Source organism: Chryseobacterium scophthalmum (genome assembly GCF_900143185.1).
GTDB lineage: Bacteria > Bacteroidota > Bacteroidia > Flavobacteriales > Weeksellaceae > Chryseobacterium > Chryseobacterium scophthalmum.
In genome coordinates this window covers 722,350-738,645 of the sequence record NZ_FSRQ01000002.1, presented here as the reverse complement: position 1 = coordinate 738,645, position 16,296 = coordinate 722,350, and the positions used below count along the sequence as shown (strand labels likewise).

The following is a 16,296-nucleotide window of genomic DNA, read 5'->3' as shown; positions in this document are numbered from 1 at the left end:
TATTAATAATCTATTAGCTTTAAGCCTACATTTTAATTTAAACTGAACACACATGCTTGCATTAAAGGCAGAAAATATATCAAAACAATATCGTCTCGGACAAGTGGGAACCGGAACATTAACCCATGACCTCAACCGATTTTGGCATAAAGTACGTGGTAAAGAAAACCCTTATCTTAAAATTGGAGAATCTAATGATCGCTCTACTAAGGGATCATCTGATTATGTTTGGTCGCTTCGTGATATTAACTTTGAAATTGAGCAAGGGGATGCTGTAGGAATTATAGGACGAAACGGCGCCGGGAAATCTACTTTACTAAAACTACTAAGCAAAGTAACCAAACCTACTACCGGAAAAATATATACCAACGGAAGAATTGCCTCCCTATTGGAAGTAGGAACAGGTTTTCACCCTGAAATGACAGGTCGTGAGAACGTATATCTCAACGGAGCCATCCTTGGAATGACAAAGAAAGAAATTACAAGGAAGTTTGACGAGATTGTAGACTTTTCCGGAGTTGAAAGATATATTGACACTCCGGTGAAAAGATATTCTTCGGGAATGTACGTTCGCTTAGCTTTTGCTGTAGCAGCGCATTTGGAATCTGAAATCCTTATTGTGGATGAAGTTTTAGCTGTAGGAGATGCCGAGTTTCAGAAGAAATGTTTGGGGAAGATGGGAGATGTAACGAAAGGTGAAGGAAGAACGATCTTGTTTGTGAGTCATAATATGGCAGCAATACAAACATTATGCAACTATGGTATTCTTTTAGAAAATGGAAAATCAAAATTCTCAGGCGAAATCAGTGATGTTATATCATATTATTCTACCACAAGTGATTTGTCGGAAGAGATCACTCCAAATACTGAAAACATAGCTTATTTGACTGGACTCAAAATATTTTCCAACGACAAATTAGGTATCATTTGTGGAGCAGATGTAAAATTCGAGTTTACAATATTTTCTAAACAAAATTTAGAGAATATTGTAATTGGTCTCGGAATAAATGACAATATGGGAACCCGAATTATGACTCCATTTTCAATGCATTTTGATAAAAAATTCAATCTAAATGTAGGAGAAAATATAATATCTTGTAGTATTGCGAAATTTCCACTCAGACTAGGTACTTATCAAGTTGAGATTTATATCGGAAATGGTGACAAAACTTTCGATTACTACGATAAGGGCTTAATTATTAAGGTAGAATCTTTCGATGAAAATTATGTGAAAATACTTACTGAACAAGCTCAAGGAAGCATAATATTGCCACAAGAATGGACAAAATCTTAAATTCTTCAAATTAAATAACCACATATGTTTACAAAGAAAATTGAAAATTATAGTGATAAGGTAGATTTTTCGGTAAAAAGTATTGAAAAAGGACATCACAAAGTATTGTTTCATGGCATCCCCATGATTAGGTGTCCATTTGATTATGTAATTTATCAAATGTTGATTTGGGAAGTAAAGCCAGACTTAATTATAGAAATAGGTACTAACAGAGGCGGGTCTGCTTATTACTATGCAACCATTTTGGATGCATTAGGTCATGGTACAATTCATACAATAGATATTATTGAGATGGAAAAAGATCAACGAATTATTGATCATCCTAGAATTAAATTATTTACCGAAGGATTTGAACAATATGATATTGAGGAAGCCAAAAAATTCTCAAAGATTTTAGTAATCGATGATGGTTCTCACACCTATGAAGATGTAAAAAAATCTCTTGATAAATTTAATGACTTAGTAAATTTAAACTCATACTTTATTGTTGAGGATGGGATAATTGATAAACTTGGAATGAGTAAAGATTATCAGGGAGGCCCCAATAAAGCAATAAAAGAATTTCTTAAGAAGAATAAAAGCTTTGAAATCGATCTTAAATGGACAAATTTTTTTGGTGAAAATGCCACTTTTAACACAAACGGATACCTGAAAAAAGTAAAGTAATGAATAACATAAAAAAAATTATAAAATCCATCTTAAGGTTAGATCAAAAAAACGAACCATACGATTTCGACAAAAACAATCCTTTGGGCGATGGTGGTGAAAGGGTAGATTTTACGTATACTCCGTCGCTGGATATATCAAAATTAGATATGTACCAACAAAACCACATTCAAAGGTATTTATTTGCGGAAAAAACTATCGGCAATAATTTAGAATGTGGCGACTTTGCCTGTGGCACAGGCTACGGAAGTGTGATTCTCAGCAAAAAAAGCAAAAGTGTATTAGGTATTGACCTTAATTTTAAGGTAATTGAAGAAATAAAAAAAAGATACCAAAATATTGGAAATGTATCTTTTGAGAATAAAAATCTGTTGGAAATTGATTTTGAAAATAAATTTGATGCCATCATTTCTTTTGAAACTATTGAGCATTTCACAGAAGAGAATATTGTTGTCCTACTAAAACTTTATCATAAGGCTTTGAAAAATAATGGACAGATTATATTTTCAGTTCCTTACATGCAGGAAGAATCTGAAAATGCGAAAAAACTCGGCTTTCATTTGACGTTTGAAATCAATGAAGATAAAATTTCAAACTGGCTAAATCAAACAGGATTTATTATTGAAAAAAATTATTACCAAAATTATAAAACACATACCATTCACCAAACTTTAGATGATAAAGAGTTTATAATTTGTATTGCCAGCAAAAATGCCTAAAGTATCAATTTGTATCCCAACATATAATAATCTTGAAGCATTCAAACGATGCTTACATTCTGTTTTAATTCAAACTTATACAGATTATGAAGTTGTGGTTACGGACGATTCTTCGAACGAAGACATCAAAAACTATTTGGCAGGCAATAGTAATCTGGAAAATATTTTCTATTTCAAAAATCAAAAAGCTTTAGGCTCTCCTGAAAACTGGAATGAGGCAATAAGAAAATCTAAAGGAGATTACATCAAAATACTTCATCACGATGATTGGTTTACTCACGAAAATTCTTTAGGAATATTTGTACAGTTACTTGATAAACACCCTGCATCTGCATTTGCTTTTGTAGCATCTAAAAATATAAATTTAGAAAACAATACAATTATCAATTACAATCGTCCTTCTAAAGAGAAAATTGACGAAATTAAAAATAACCCTATCACTCTTTTGAATGGTAATTTTATAGGAGCCCCAAGTGCTACTATATTCAGAAAAAATAACTTTTCTATTTTTGATGTTAACACAATTTGGTTCGTAGATATTGATTTTTATATACAAATACTCACACAAAATAATAACTTAATATTTTCAGAAATTGATGCAATTAGTATAGGAGCAAGTCCTACCCAAATAACAAAAAGTGTAGAAAGTAATAAAGCAATAAATATTGTTGAACACTTTTATCTTTTAAATAAGTGGGATATAAAAAAAGTCATAGGGTCTCCAGTTGAACAGACTACATATTCTCAGATAAAAAGATTCGGAATAAGAAATGCACAGGATATTAAAAAACTAGGATTTAAAGATTCTCTTCCTATAGATATCAACAAATTATTTAGACAAATATTTTTTAGTAATTTAAAAGAAAAATTAAAATCTATAATTAAGAACAGCAATTTTTCTAAAAAAAACAATGAATAAATCCTCAAAAATATACATCACAGGTCATCGTGGGATATTAGGAAGCGTCAATTTAGATGCATCTAAAAATATCGGTTATACCAATATTATTACTGCAACCACATTTGCTTTTCCATTTGTTTGTAAAACGCCAAAATTATTAGCACATTATATTCAGAAATTTATAAAGATAAGAGAAGAAGTTCGTCAGATTATGACAGGAAATATGCAAAGCCAGCCATTCTGCAAAAAGTATATAGCAGACACTTACAATATGCCCGGAGCAGACCTTTTTATTTTTGAAAAATTACTTAGCAAATAAATATATGGTAGCAGTAGAACTCATTGGCGGGTTAGGAAACCAGATGTTTCAATACGCAACAGCAAGAGCACTAGCATTACATCGTGATGAGCCTCTTTCAATAGACGGTCGTCTTTTTGACAACTATAAGCTCCGCAACTTTTGTTTGAGCCATTTTAGCATAGAAGCTATTGTTGTAAAAAATGATCTCCCATTAAAGACACCAGGTTTTTCGAAAAAAGTAGTCGATCAAATTCTAAAAAAAACAAACACCTTTATTCTTCAAAATAAGCTATTCAGCGTCTATCAGGAAAAGAATCTATTGTTTGATGATTCTCTTTTTCGAAACGGTAAAAAAAACATTTATCTGAAAGGATATTTCCAGTCGGAAAAGTATTTCGTTAAATATGAAGATCAGCTGAGAAAAGATTTTAAAATTGTAACTCCACTAAAAAAGGAAACGATTGATCTACTGAAAATAATTAAAGAGAAAAACTCGGTTTCTCTGCATATAAGACGTGGTGATTATGTAAGCAATCCTACAGTAAATGCAATACACGGAACCTGCGATCTCAACTATTATCATAGAGCCATTGAAATTGTAAAAGAAAAGATACTGCATCCTGTATTTTTTATTTTTTCTGATGACATTGATTGGGCAAAAGAAAATTTAAAATTAGAAAATACAACCTATTTTGTAGATTTTAATGACGCTTCTACAAGCTATGAAGATTTGAAACTGATGAGTGCTTGCAAACACAACATTATAGCAAATAGCAGTTTCAGTTGGTGGGGAGCTTGGCTTAATACCAATAAAAGCAAAACAGTGATCGCTCCTTCAAAATGGTTCAATACAGATGTGCTTAATTCGCAAGATATAATCCCGGAATCATGGATGAAAATTTAAAAGCTCCTCTTGTATCTGTCGTTATGCCGGTTTATAACGGTGAAAAATATCTGAAAGAAGCCATCGACAGTATTTTAAACCAAACTTTTACAGATTTTGAATTACTTTTAATCAATGATGCGTCAACTGATAATAGTGAGAAGATTATTAATTCTTACAACGATTCTCGAATTATTTATATTAAAAATGAGCAAAATTTAGGTTTAATAAAGACATTAAACAAAGGTTTGGATCTTGCAAAAGGAGAATTTATTGCGAGAATGGATCAAGATGATATTTCGAGACCTGATAGGTTTGCAAAACAGATTGCTTTATTTGAAAGTAATCCCGAAATAGGAGTTTGTGGCACTTGGTTTACTCTTTTCCGTGAAAACCATGAAGATAAGACTATACAACATCCGGAATATAACGATTCTATAAAAATAGGGCTTCTTACCTCATGCTTTATTGGTCACCCAACCGTAATGATGCGAAAAAAAGCACTTGAAAATTACAGATATGACGTTAATTATCAGGCTGCAGAAGATTTTGAATTATGGACAAGGCTCGTTCGGGTAACCAAATTCTATAATATTCAAGAATCTCTTCTAAAGTATCGATTTCATAATTCGAACATATCAGTATTAGAAAACAGTGTTCAGGTTATCAATACCAAAATAATCACAGGAAATCAACTGAAATATATAGATATTGCGAACAGTGAAGAAAATATAGAATTATGCCGTATTTTATTAGTGGCATCATCTAAGTTCCTTTATACGGATAATGAATTTAGAAAGCTTATTAGCTTTGCAAATCAACTTGAATATCAGAATTTACAAAAAAAGGTATATGATAAGAAAAAGTTTCATGAAATTATTAACAGAAGATTGATTGAAATTTTTAATAAAACTGTTGATAAGAAACTTTCAACCCTTCCTTTTTTATTAAAAAACAGAAAAGAAATCATCTTACAAAGAAGTATTCTTGCTAATACAAAAATGCTGGTAAAAATGATTTTAGAAAAATAAAAACATGACTCTCGTCGTGTTTTTTAAATTTATTTAGACTCTTTAATATATTTTCCAGAGCAACTGATGAATATCTTTATTTTCTTTGTTCTGTCGATTATATTTTTACTTAAAATTTACTCTCACCACATTATATCTGGTCATTCATAAGCCTTTGATGACTGTTTTTTAAAAGAATATAACATCTCTTAAACCATATAACTATAAGATTTTTAATATATTTGTTTTTAAAAGCACATTACACAACAATATCTTACACTGTAACTTATTTTGCATACAGCATAAATATTTCATCATTCTACAAAAAAATGATGAAAAGTTTTTTAAAAAATTTATTGTTGAATCAGAGAAGTCATAATGAAAAAATCTACAGAATTTATTCGAATCGCAAAAGCTGCAAAAAAATATCTTAGTATACGACTCTTAAGACAAATCGTGTTTCCCAAAACAATTCCCGTAATTATTGTAAATTTTAATCAATTAAAAACACTGAAAGAGCTCGTAAGCTTTTTAATAGAAAGAAAATTTACCAAAATTTATATTATTGATAATCAATCAACATACGAGCCTCTTTTAAACTATTATGAAGAAATTAAAGAGAGGGTTGAAATTATCTCATTGCAGAAAAATGAGGGACATATGGTTTTTTTCAAAAACAAAGATTTATTCAACAGACTTGCCAAGGGTGGTTTTTTTATATTGACTGATCCGGATATTCTGCCGAATAAAAAGCTTCCAAAAAACTTTATGAGAATATTAGTTAAAAATTTACTGAAATACGATGAGTGGATTACTAAAGCAGGTTTTGCCTTGGATATTTCAAACATTCCCGATTTTTATCCTGCTAAAAATAAGGTTATAGCTTGGGAACAGAGATTTTGGCAAAATGAAGTAGATAAAGATATATTTTTAACGAGACTAGATACAACTTTCGCACTATACAAACCCATTTCTTTTGAAGATTACCAAAAGGATGACAATCATTTCAAAGCACTTAGAATTGCAGGAAATTTCACGTGCGACCACATGGGATGGCATATTGATTATTCTAATCTTACTGATGAACAAAAGCATTATAGAGCACATGCTTCCGATTCAAGTTCTTGGATTATTGATAATACCGGACAAACAAAAGAAAGAACGTATTAAAATAAATTATCCTAAATTTAGTTGGTAGACACCCAATTTTATAAAGGCATAGATATCATTCAATTATATGAATAAAGTTTCCATTATTGTTCTTACCTATAATCAAGAAAAATTTATTATAAAAAATTTGCAGGGAATTTTTATGCAGAAAGTAAATTTTCCTGTTGAGCTTATTATTTCTGATGATTGCTCAACTGATCAGACAGTAACGGTTATCAATAATTTTATCAAAAATAAACCATCTCACATTGAAATTAACCTTATATCACATAAAAAAAACTTAGGTGCAACGCCTAATTTTTTTAATGCACTACAAAAATCTACAGGAAAATATTTGGCTTTTTGTGAAGGTGATGATTACTGGATTGATGAAAATAAGCTCCAGATACAGTATGACTTTCTAGAAAGAAACCAAGACTATTCAATGTGCTTTCATCAGGTGAAAAATATATCTTCTAATCCTCTGCTAAACGACAGTATATTTGCCAAAGTAGAAGACAAAGATTACTCCCCTTTTGAGATTTTCCGGCACTGGATCGTACATACCACTTCTGTATTTATGAATGCTGAGGTTTTAAAAAACACAGCAGTAAAAATACTTTTCAGACATCCCGAATTATTATATTTTGACACTTTCCTCTACATGGCATGTTCTTTAAACGGAAAAATTCGGGGTTCAGGTTTTACGATGTCTGCTTATCTGCGACACGAAGAAGGATTGTCCAACGGTATTAACTATAAAAGAGATTTGCGACACAATCATCTTGACGAAATTATTGCTGAAACGTATGGTGAAAAAGTAAAAGAATATGCCAACTGGCAGATTTTTTCAAGAAGCAGAATAGCATTTTTTAATCTTTTAAAAAAAGGAAAATTCAGCTTAGCATTTCAACATTTAAAATGGATTCTTAAAAAGAGAGGAAACCTGAGAATATATTTAATAAAAAAATATGCTTAAAAAATTGTTTTCTTTATCCACTTCCGGTCACAGAACTGTCGGTTTGGATATTTTGCGGACATTAGCTATTTTATTGGTTATGATTTCTCATAGCAAAGTATATCTGCCTGAGGATTTTCAAAATTTTTTATCTTTTTTTTTAATTGATGGTGTTGCGGTTTTCTTTGTATTAAGTGGTTTTTTGATTGGTAAAATAATGATTAAAGTGTTTACTGAAAAAACTTCTTTTAAACAAATATTTAATTTCTGGGCGAGACGATGGCTTAGAACTTTACCAAATTACTATTTCATCTTATTGATCTTAATTGGTCTTGAAGGTTTAGTCAATGGAAAAAATATAACTTCTGACCTTTTTAAATATTCTTTTTTTCTTCAAAACTTATACTACCCTATTGAGAATTTTTTCCCTGAGTCATGGAGTCTCACTGTAGAAGAATGGTTTTACTTGATTTGTCCTTTACTGTTTTTTTTAATTCATTTTCTCTTCAGAAAAAGTAAAAAAACAACCTTTTTGGTCGGTATAATTTTAATCATTCTATTAGCAAACACGGTAAGAATATATTACTATTTTGATCTTGGAACAAAAAACTATTTTATCTACGACCGGTATTTTGTACGACAAGTTATAACAAGAATTGATGCCATTATTTATGGAGTTTTAGCTGCCTGGATTTATGTATATTATCCCAATGTATTCAATAAATACAGAAATATAAATTTCATCATTGGATGTATAGCCATATTGCTTATTCACAATTTAGAATCGCTGTACCAACCTTTCCAATATCTGTTCTCCTTTACATTTGCATCAATAGCTATTATGATCACCTTGCCATTTCTAAACAGCATTAAAAATATAAAGTTTAAAAGTTTACAGAATATAATTATCCACATATCGTTGATATCGTATTCTATGTACTTAATTAATCTCTCATTGGTCAATTTTTGGATCTTACCTTTATTTAAAATAAGAACAGATATTATAAATTTTTTCTTATTTTGGAGTATTACTATTATTATCTCTACAATTCTTTATAAAAGATTAGAGTTACCTTTTTTAACATTTAGAGACAAAATACTAAAATGAAGATAGGATTCTACAGCGTAGTGCCATTGGAGGACAAAAAAAACTGGTCCGGAACGATGTTTAAGATGTATGAGCAACTCCTCATTCAAGGATATGAGGTGGTTTGGATTCCCAGAGTTCTTTTCACAGAAAAAGAGGAGAAGAGATTTAGGTTGATAGAAAAAGTTTTTAATAAAATATTTAATAGAGGTTATAACCGTCATTTATTTACCTATAAAGCAAAAGTTGCAGCCAGCCGTTTGGAGAAAAATTTAAAAAACTTCAAAGTGGATGTTATTTTCAATCCAACTCATGTCAATGATTTTGCATATTTAAAAACTGATATTCCAATTGTTTATCTGAATGATGCAAATGTTGCGCAGCTTCTTAATTATTACCACTACTATTCCGGATTTGGGATTTTATCAAAAATAGAAACCAAATATTTAGAAAAGAAAACATTAAAAAACTCGTTTTATGCTGTATTTTCATCAGATTGGGCAAGCAATTTTGCGATAAACTATTATGGAATTAATAAGGAAAAAGTAAAGACTATAAAATTCGGAGCCAACATCATTGTACCAGAAAAAATAGATTTTAATAAAAGTACAGATCATTTTACTTTTCTTTTCCTTGCCGTAGATTGGATCAGAAAAAGAGGAATGCTCGCCTACGAAAGTTTAAAGATTTTAAAAGAAAAAGGATATCCTGTAAAAATGCTAATTGTAGGCTGTAATCCTGAAATAAAAGCTGATTGGGTGACGATAATTCCTTTTCTTAATAAAAATAATCCAGATGAATTTAGAGAAATTCAAAATCACTTGCTAAGCTCTCACTTTCTGTTTGTTCCTACAAAAGCAGACTGCACTCCTATTGCATTCTGTGAAGCGGCAGGATATGGTCTCCCTGTAATTTCTACAGATACGGGGGGAGTTTCGGCTCATGTTATCAACGGATACAACGGTTGTTTATTATCTGCTGAAGCCGAAGCAAAAGATTATGCCAATGAAATCGAAAAATTGCTAAAATCCCCTGAAAAAGTAAAAGAATTTTCAGAAAATGCAAGAAAGCTTTATGATAAAGAGCTCAATTGGGAAAATTGGGGAAATGAGTTTGCAAAAATTATAAAAAAACTGAAATGACTTTAACGATATTTACACCTACCTACAACCGGGCTTATATATTGCCAAAGTTATTTGAAAGCCTGCAATCTCAGACTTCAAAAGATTTTGAATGGCTTATTGTAGATGATGGTTCTTCTGATAATACTAAAGATTTAGTAGAAGACTTTAAGAGCAAAGCAAACTTTAAAATCACCTACATATATCAGGAAAATCAGGGTAAACATGTTGCCATTAATACTGCTCTTAGAAACATTAACACTTCATATTTTGCGACCATTGACAGTGATGATTTTTTAGAAAATAATGCGATCGAAACAATTTTCACCAAACTGCCATTAATAGCTCAGACAGAAGATATTATTGCATTAGCTTCGCCAATAAATATTTTAAACCAAAATACAGCCAATAATAAAATTACCACAGAAACTGTCGCCACCACTTATGAAATGATTTATAGATATAAAATACATGGTGAAGTTACTCTAATCTTCAAAACTGAGTTAGCCAAAAGGTTTGAATATCCTACTTTTACAGAAGAGAAATTTATGTTAGAATCTGTTGTATTTAACCGAATGGATAAAATGTATAAATTTTTATATATCCTTGAATCAATTGTCAATGCAGAATACATCCCCGATGGTTTGACAGCGCAGGGAAAGAAAAAATTAATCGACAATCCTAAAGGAGCGGCCTTGGCATATAAAGAAAAGATGAACAATTTTAAAATCCCGTTAGAAAATAGAAAAATGTTTGCAAAGAACTATTGGGATTATGAAAATTTGACTAACAAAAGTTTTATTTCTAAAATAAATAAAATTAAAGGAGTTCAAATAAAAATTTATATGATTAATTATTTTCTTAAAAAATCTTTTTTTAAAACTACAGCCTAATAAAAAGACATTCTTTACGAAAACTGATTTTAAAAATAATATTGAAAGTAAATTTTACTCAATAACCAAATTACCAAAAGCTGATGAAAATTCTAACAAAAATAAAAGACAATATATTTTCGAAATCACTCTCAGAAAATGCTACCACTATTACTGTACTAGAAAAAACAGGCAATCAGATTTACACAGGTCCTTTTGCAGGTTTAGTTATTCCGGATATTTTAAAACCTAGTTTAAAATTAGCAGAAGCACTTGGTTTATATGAATACGCTCTGCATCGTTTTTTCTCTGATCTAATTAATAAAGACATAAAAAACATAATGGTAATTGGTGGTCATAAAGGTTATTATCCAGCAGGTTTAAGCAATCTCTTAAGACCAGAAAACATGTATGTTTTTGAGATGGATTCAAATTTCCAGCCTCTTATTGACTCTTGGGTTGAAGCAAATAATCTAAAAAAAACCTATCATACATTTGGTGAAGCTTCAGAAGAGATTCTACTTAGATGGAATAACAAAATAGATTTCTTACTTATTGACTGCGAAGGTGCAGAAGATTTTTTGTTACAGCCACAGAAATTTGTATGGCAAAAAAATACAGACATCCTGGTTGAGATTCATCATTTTTACGACAATAAAATATTAGGAAATCTTATCAGCAGATTTAAAAATACTCACGACCTTTCTATTATTTATGATGATATATTAGAAAATAAAAAAATTGAAAATGTATTAGAAGGTCTTGAGATAAAAGGTACTTTCAGAGGTCATCCAAAACATCGCTGGATTTTTGATAAAAATAAAAATAAAATAATAACTGCAGGAATATTTTTATATATGTCTGTAAAAAGATAACAATGATCCCAAAAAAAATACATTACTGCTGGTTTGGCGGAAAACCAAAACCAGATTCTTTTTTCATATGTTTAGACTCATGGAAGAAAAACCTTCCGGATTATGAAATTATAGAATGGAATGAAACCAATTTTGACATCAATTGCTGTGAATATGTTCGTTTAGCTACTGAACAGAAAAAATGGGCATTTGTATCAGATTATGCAAGAGCTTTAGCATTGTTTGAACAAGGCGGAATTTACATGGATATAGATGTTGAAGTAAAGTTTTCTTTAAATGAATTTCTCATTCACCGTGCTTTTTCGGGGTTCGAAATTAAAGGATCTCCGTTTACTGCACTTTGGGGTACAGAAGCAGGACATCCATGGCCAAAAAAAGTCTTAGATTTTTACCATAAAAAAACAGATTTTGATCTTACCACCAATACCGTTTTTGTTTCAGATCTTTTGGTGAATGAATACAATGCGGATGCAGAAAAAGATGAGTATCAGGAATTAGCAGATGGAATTGTGATTTATCCTTCCACTTACTTTTGTCTGGATCTTCCAAAAAATTATGCCAGTCACCATTTTGTAGGAACTTGGCACGAAAGAGACACACCCAACCCTTTTAAAGATTTTGTACACGCTTACTATCATGTGAAGAATGTGGCTGAAATAAAAGAAGGAAAAAAAGAAATTCATAATGTCATCAATAATATGAAAATGATTTCTTCAGATGAGATTCTTGATCAGTTTCCTTTAAGAATGTTGGTGAAATATATTATTAAACGTATAAGACGCTAAGTTTTATTATTTTTGTAAAAACGTATCTGATGGATGATAAAATTGCAATTATTTATGGGACGAGACCAGAATTTCTAAAGTTATTCCCAATTATTAATGAATTCAGAAAACTTCATGTAGATATTTGTGTTGTAAATACTGGGCAGCACGATTCTTTACTTACAGAAATGGAAAATAGCTTCGGCATTATTCCAAAGCATCGTCTATCAGTACAGTCGTTATCATTTACCAATTCTAATTTAATTGCTAAACTGATTGATGAAATATCTAATCTTATCCATAAAGAAAATATTCAGAAAATAATTGCACAGGGTGATACATTCACAGTATTGGCCTCATCTATGTCTTCTTTTTTGGAGCAGAGAAAATTTTATCACGTAGAAGCTGGATTAAGAACATCAGATATCAAGCTTCCTTTTCCTGAAGAATACAACAGACGCGTTATTTCATTAACAGCTGATGTAAATTTTGCTCCTACAGAATTGGCAAAACAAAACCTTTTGAAAGAAAATATTTCTGAGAATAAAATTTCTTTGGTTGGAAACAGCATCGTTGATATGATTCAATATGTTACAGAAAAAGAAAACATTTCTGTTGAATATAAAGATTACGTATTTATTACCGCTCACAGACGGGAAAATATTGGGCAGCCACTGAAAAATATTGCTCAGGCAGTGAAAGAACTTGCTGAAGAAAATCCCGAAACTCAATTTGAATGGGCTCTTCATCCAAACCCGAATACAAGAAGCATCATTATGGAGGTCTTCGAAAACGAGACACCTAAAAATATAAACTTCACCGAACCCCTTTCTTATCTTGAAGCCATCACAAAAATGGCAAAATCTAAAATAATCATTTCCGACTCCGGAGGAATACAGGAAGAAGCGCCCAGTTTACAAAAAAGGGTATTGATCCTCCGTGAAGAAACAGAAAGGCCAGAAGTGATTACCTGTAACTGTGGTATATTGGTAGGAACAGATATTCAGAAAATAAAAAGCAACTTTAATTTTATTTATAATAATCCTGAAGAATTTATTTTTAAAAGTGAAAATAATCCTTTCGGTGATGGAAAAGCTTCAGAACGAATCGTAAAAAAAATATTAGAATGATTGTAGGAAAAGGACTTATAGCATCATTATTTATAAATCATGATAGAGAAAATACTGTTTTCTTTGCATCCGGAGTTTCAAACTCTTTAGAAACAAGAGCTGAAGAATTTTTACGTGAAGAAAATCTTATTAAAAATACGATCACAGAAAATCCAGATAAAATATTTATCTATTTTTCTACCTGCAGCATTTATGATTCTTCTAAAACCGGAAGCGATTATGTTCTTCATAAACTCAAAATGGAGCAGCTGATTAAGAAATCGTGTAATCAATTTTTAATATTAAGAGTAAGCAATGCAGTAGGAAAAGGCGGAAACCCCAATCTTCTCATGAATTATATTGTGAATGCAGTAAAAAATAATGAGACCATTAACGTTCACACTAAAGCTACGCGAAATCTTATCGATGCCGAAGACGTAAAAAATATAACATTTGACCTACTAGACAAGCAACATCTTAACAAAATCATTAATGTTGCATATACTCAGAATTATTCTATTATAGAAATATTGGAGATTATAGAGCGTTTTTATGATATCAAGCCTCAAATTAATTTAATCAGAAGTGGGTCGGGATATGATATAAATATTCCAGGCGTAGAAGATTATTTTATAAAAAATAATTTGAACAACAAAGAAGTTTATTTAAAAAAAATACTTAACAAGTATTATCTTTAAAAAGATAATAAAATAATGAATTATATTAAAAAATTTATCTTTAATATGAAGCTATATCACTATAAATAAAAATAAATAGTAATTATAAGCCATAAAAATAAACATACATACAACCTTTAATTAAAAACTAAATAATGAATACTAAAAATATATTAGAAGAAGAAGTTTTTTGCTTAAAGTATGAATTAAACACCTTTGCAGAAGGTGTTTTACATACGAGTGGCGAGAGATGGGTAAAAGGCTTTCTCCTGCACACTACCGAAAAACAACATCAGGATCGCTATGAATTTGTATGCGATTATGTAAAAGATAAGAATGTTTTGGATATCGCATGTGGAAGCGGATTCGGCTCATATTTAATAGCTACTAAGGGAGATGCTAAATATATTGTGGGAGTTGATCTTGATCAGAACGCTCTACGATATGCCGAACACAGATATGGGCATGACAGAATAAATCATATTTGTGCAGATGCTACAAAATTTACTTCAGAAAAGCAATTTGATGTTATTGTAAGTTTTGAAACGATTGAGCACATACCCAACTATTCCGACTTCATAGAAAATCTTAACGGATTATTAAATCATAATGGTACACTTATAATCTCAACTCCTATTAACAGAAAAACAACAACAGAATTACGCAATCCTTATCATGTTATTGAATGGAGTTTTGATGATTTTCATAATCTGTGGAAAGATAAATTTCAAATTGAGGCAATTTACTTGCAAAATGCTGCATTTGTGCGTAATCATATTCCTCTTGTAAGGATCAAAAATTATGTAAAATCTGTTGTATTGAATGAGAAAAACAGAAATCCAAAAAAAACAATATTTGGCAAAGCATGGGAAAAATTTGAACATCAATATAATATGGAAAATTGCATTGGAGGTTTCCAGACATTAGTTTTGCGTAAAAAATAGTCTTCAATGGGTTTTTCAATAATTCTTCCTAACTATAATCACGGAAAATATCTTAAGAAAAGAATTGAATCAATTCTAAAACAAACCTTTGAGGATTTTGAAGTTATTATTTTAGATGATTATTCTACCGATGACAGCATCCAAATTTTAGAATCTTATAAAGATTCGCGAATATCACATAAGATTTATAACAAAAAAAATACAGGAAATACTTTTGAACAATGGAAGAAAGGCATTCAGTTGGCGAAGTATGATTATATCTGGATTGCGGAAAGCGATGATTTTTGCACATTTGATTTTTTAGACACAGCACATAAAATTCTTTCAAAAAATCCTGAAATTTCACTTTACTATTGCGATTCAAATTTAATTGGTGAAAATGAAGAGCCTTTTCATAACAATGTTCAAAAATATACGCAAGAGCTTCATAGTACATTGTGGAATAAAGATCACAAAATAGATGGGAAAATATATGTAAAAAAATATCTTTCAAAAAAGAATTTTATACTCAATGCAAGTTCGGTTATTTTTAAAAAAGAACTTGGTTATGAAGCTGTAAATTCTATTAATAATCTTAAAACATCTGGAGATTGGTTTTTTTATTCTCATATTTTATTATCTGAAGGAGATGTATACTTTCATGCTGATAAACAAAATTATTTCAGACACTCTTTACAGTCTACCAGAAATTATAATACTTTAGAGAAAAGAGAAAGAAGAATATTAGAAAAAATTAAGATAAATCATTATTTTATTGAAAATCTTAATTATAGTACTGATCAAAAAAATGAAATATGTGAAAGCTTAATAAGCGAGTGGATTCGTTATCATTCATTGAAAGAATCCTTTTTACCCTCCTTTTTTGAAATTACTAAATTTTCTTTTTTAAATATTTCAAAATTTGATATAATCTTTAAAGCAATTTTAATCAAAATCAGAAATCAGTTCAAATAATAAATACAAAAT

18 protein-coding genes are annotated in these 16,296 nt (G+C 30.3%); all 18 read left to right on the top strand.

Translation table 11 applies throughout. The features are described from left to right. The first annotated feature begins 52 nt into the window (after positions 1 to 52). The 18 genes from BUR17_RS13620 to BUR17_RS13535 all read left to right on the top strand — a co-directional run bounded on the left by BUR17_RS13620 (position 53) and on the right by BUR17_RS13535 (position 16,284). Complete coding sequence (locus BUR17_RS13620; RefSeq protein ID WP_074230901.1) at positions 53 to 1,294, top strand: ABC transporter ATP-binding protein; 1,242 nt, start codon at positions 53 to 55, stop codon at positions 1,292 to 1,294. A gap of 24 nt (positions 1,295 to 1,318) precedes the next feature. After that, positions 1,319 to 1,960 (top strand): CmcI family methyltransferase, encoded by a 642-nt coding sequence (locus tag BUR17_RS13615; RefSeq protein ID WP_084550631.1) that lies wholly within the window; start codon positions 1,319 to 1,321, stop codon positions 1,958 to 1,960. Further along, complete coding sequence (locus tag BUR17_RS13610) at positions 1,960 to 2,679, top strand: class I SAM-dependent methyltransferase (RefSeq protein WP_074230900.1); 720 nt, start codon at positions 1,960 to 1,962, stop codon at positions 2,677 to 2,679. Before BUR17_RS13615 ends, BUR17_RS13610 begins: the two co-directional genes overlap by 1 nt. Next, on the top strand, positions 2,672 to 3,598 hold the full coding sequence (locus tag BUR17_RS13605) for a glycosyltransferase family 2 protein (protein WP_074230899.1): 927 nt from the start codon (positions 2,672 to 2,674) through the stop codon (positions 3,596 to 3,598). Before BUR17_RS13610 ends, BUR17_RS13605 begins: the two co-directional genes overlap by 8 nt. Then, positions 3,591 to 3,899: a hypothetical protein gene (locus tag BUR17_RS13600; protein WP_074230898.1), complete on the top strand. Its 309-nt coding sequence runs from the start codon at positions 3,591 to 3,593 to the stop codon at positions 3,897 to 3,899. Before BUR17_RS13605 ends, BUR17_RS13600 begins: the two co-directional genes overlap by 8 nt. Before the next feature lie 4 nt (positions 3,900 to 3,903). Then, positions 3,904 to 4,785 carry an alpha-1,2-fucosyltransferase gene (locus BUR17_RS13595; RefSeq protein WP_074231241.1) on the top strand — a complete coding sequence of 294 codons (882 nt, stop codon included), beginning with the start codon at positions 3,904 to 3,906 and terminating at the stop codon, positions 4,783 to 4,785. After that, positions 4,770 to 5,795, top strand: coding sequence for a glycosyltransferase family 2 protein (locus tag BUR17_RS13590; RefSeq protein ID WP_074230897.1), 1,026 nt, complete (start codon positions 4,770 to 4,772; stop codon positions 5,793 to 5,795). Before BUR17_RS13595 ends, BUR17_RS13590 begins: the two co-directional genes overlap by 16 nt. 357 nt (positions 5,796 to 6,152) lie before the next feature. Next, positions 6,153 to 6,944 carry a glycosyltransferase gene (locus tag BUR17_RS13585; protein WP_074230896.1) on the top strand — a complete coding sequence of 264 codons (792 nt, stop codon included), beginning with the start codon at positions 6,153 to 6,155 and terminating at the stop codon, positions 6,942 to 6,944. 67 nt (positions 6,945 to 7,011) lie between these two features. Continuing rightward, a complete protein-coding gene (locus BUR17_RS13580; protein ID WP_074230895.1) occupies positions 7,012 to 7,902 on the top strand; it encodes a glycosyltransferase in 891 nt (296 codons plus the stop codon). Further along, positions 7,895 to 8,989 carry an acyltransferase family protein gene (locus BUR17_RS13575; protein ID WP_074230894.1) on the top strand — a complete coding sequence of 365 codons (1,095 nt, stop codon included), beginning with the start codon at positions 7,895 to 7,897 and terminating at the stop codon, positions 8,987 to 8,989. Before BUR17_RS13580 ends, BUR17_RS13575 begins: the two co-directional genes overlap by 8 nt. After that, positions 8,986 to 10,110 carry a glycosyltransferase family 4 protein gene (locus tag BUR17_RS13570; RefSeq protein ID WP_074230893.1) on the top strand — a complete coding sequence of 375 codons (1,125 nt, stop codon included), beginning with the start codon at positions 8,986 to 8,988 and terminating at the stop codon, positions 10,108 to 10,110. The genes BUR17_RS13575 and BUR17_RS13570 overlap by 4 nt, the downstream gene beginning before the upstream one ends. Beyond that, complete coding sequence (locus BUR17_RS13565; RefSeq protein WP_074230892.1) at positions 10,107 to 10,982, top strand: glycosyltransferase family 2 protein; 876 nt, start codon at positions 10,107 to 10,109, stop codon at positions 10,980 to 10,982. Before BUR17_RS13570 ends, BUR17_RS13565 begins: the two co-directional genes overlap by 4 nt. Positions 10,983 to 11,065: 83 nt before the next feature. Beyond that, positions 11,066 to 11,836: an FkbM family methyltransferase gene (locus tag BUR17_RS13560; RefSeq protein ID WP_074230891.1), complete on the top strand. Its 771-nt coding sequence runs from the start codon at positions 11,066 to 11,068 to the stop codon at positions 11,834 to 11,836. A gap of 2 nt (positions 11,837 to 11,838) precedes the next feature. Next, positions 11,839 to 12,621 (top strand): glycosyltransferase family 32 protein, encoded by a 783-nt coding sequence (locus BUR17_RS13555; RefSeq protein ID WP_074230890.1) that lies wholly within the window; start codon positions 11,839 to 11,841, stop codon positions 12,619 to 12,621. A 29-nt stretch (positions 12,622 to 12,650) separates the two neighbouring features. After that, positions 12,651 to 13,730 (top strand): non-hydrolyzing UDP-N-acetylglucosamine 2-epimerase, encoded by a 1,080-nt coding sequence (gene wecB / locus BUR17_RS13550; RefSeq protein ID WP_074230889.1) that lies wholly within the window; start codon positions 12,651 to 12,653, stop codon positions 13,728 to 13,730. Beyond that, positions 13,727 to 14,407: an NAD-dependent epimerase/dehydratase family protein gene (locus tag BUR17_RS13545; RefSeq protein ID WP_074230888.1), complete on the top strand. Its 681-nt coding sequence runs from the start codon at positions 13,727 to 13,729 to the stop codon at positions 14,405 to 14,407. Before wecB ends, BUR17_RS13545 begins: the two co-directional genes overlap by 4 nt. Before the next feature lie 134 nt (positions 14,408 to 14,541). Continuing rightward, positions 14,542 to 15,330: a class I SAM-dependent methyltransferase gene (locus BUR17_RS13540; RefSeq protein WP_074230887.1), complete on the top strand. Its 789-nt coding sequence runs from the start codon at positions 14,542 to 14,544 to the stop codon at positions 15,328 to 15,330. Between the two features lie 6 nt (positions 15,331 to 15,336). Continuing rightward, positions 15,337 to 16,284 carry a glycosyltransferase family A protein gene (locus tag BUR17_RS13535; protein ID WP_074230886.1) on the top strand — a complete coding sequence of 316 codons (948 nt, stop codon included), beginning with the start codon at positions 15,337 to 15,339 and terminating at the stop codon, positions 16,282 to 16,284. Positions 16,285 to 16,296: the final 12 nt, after the last annotated feature.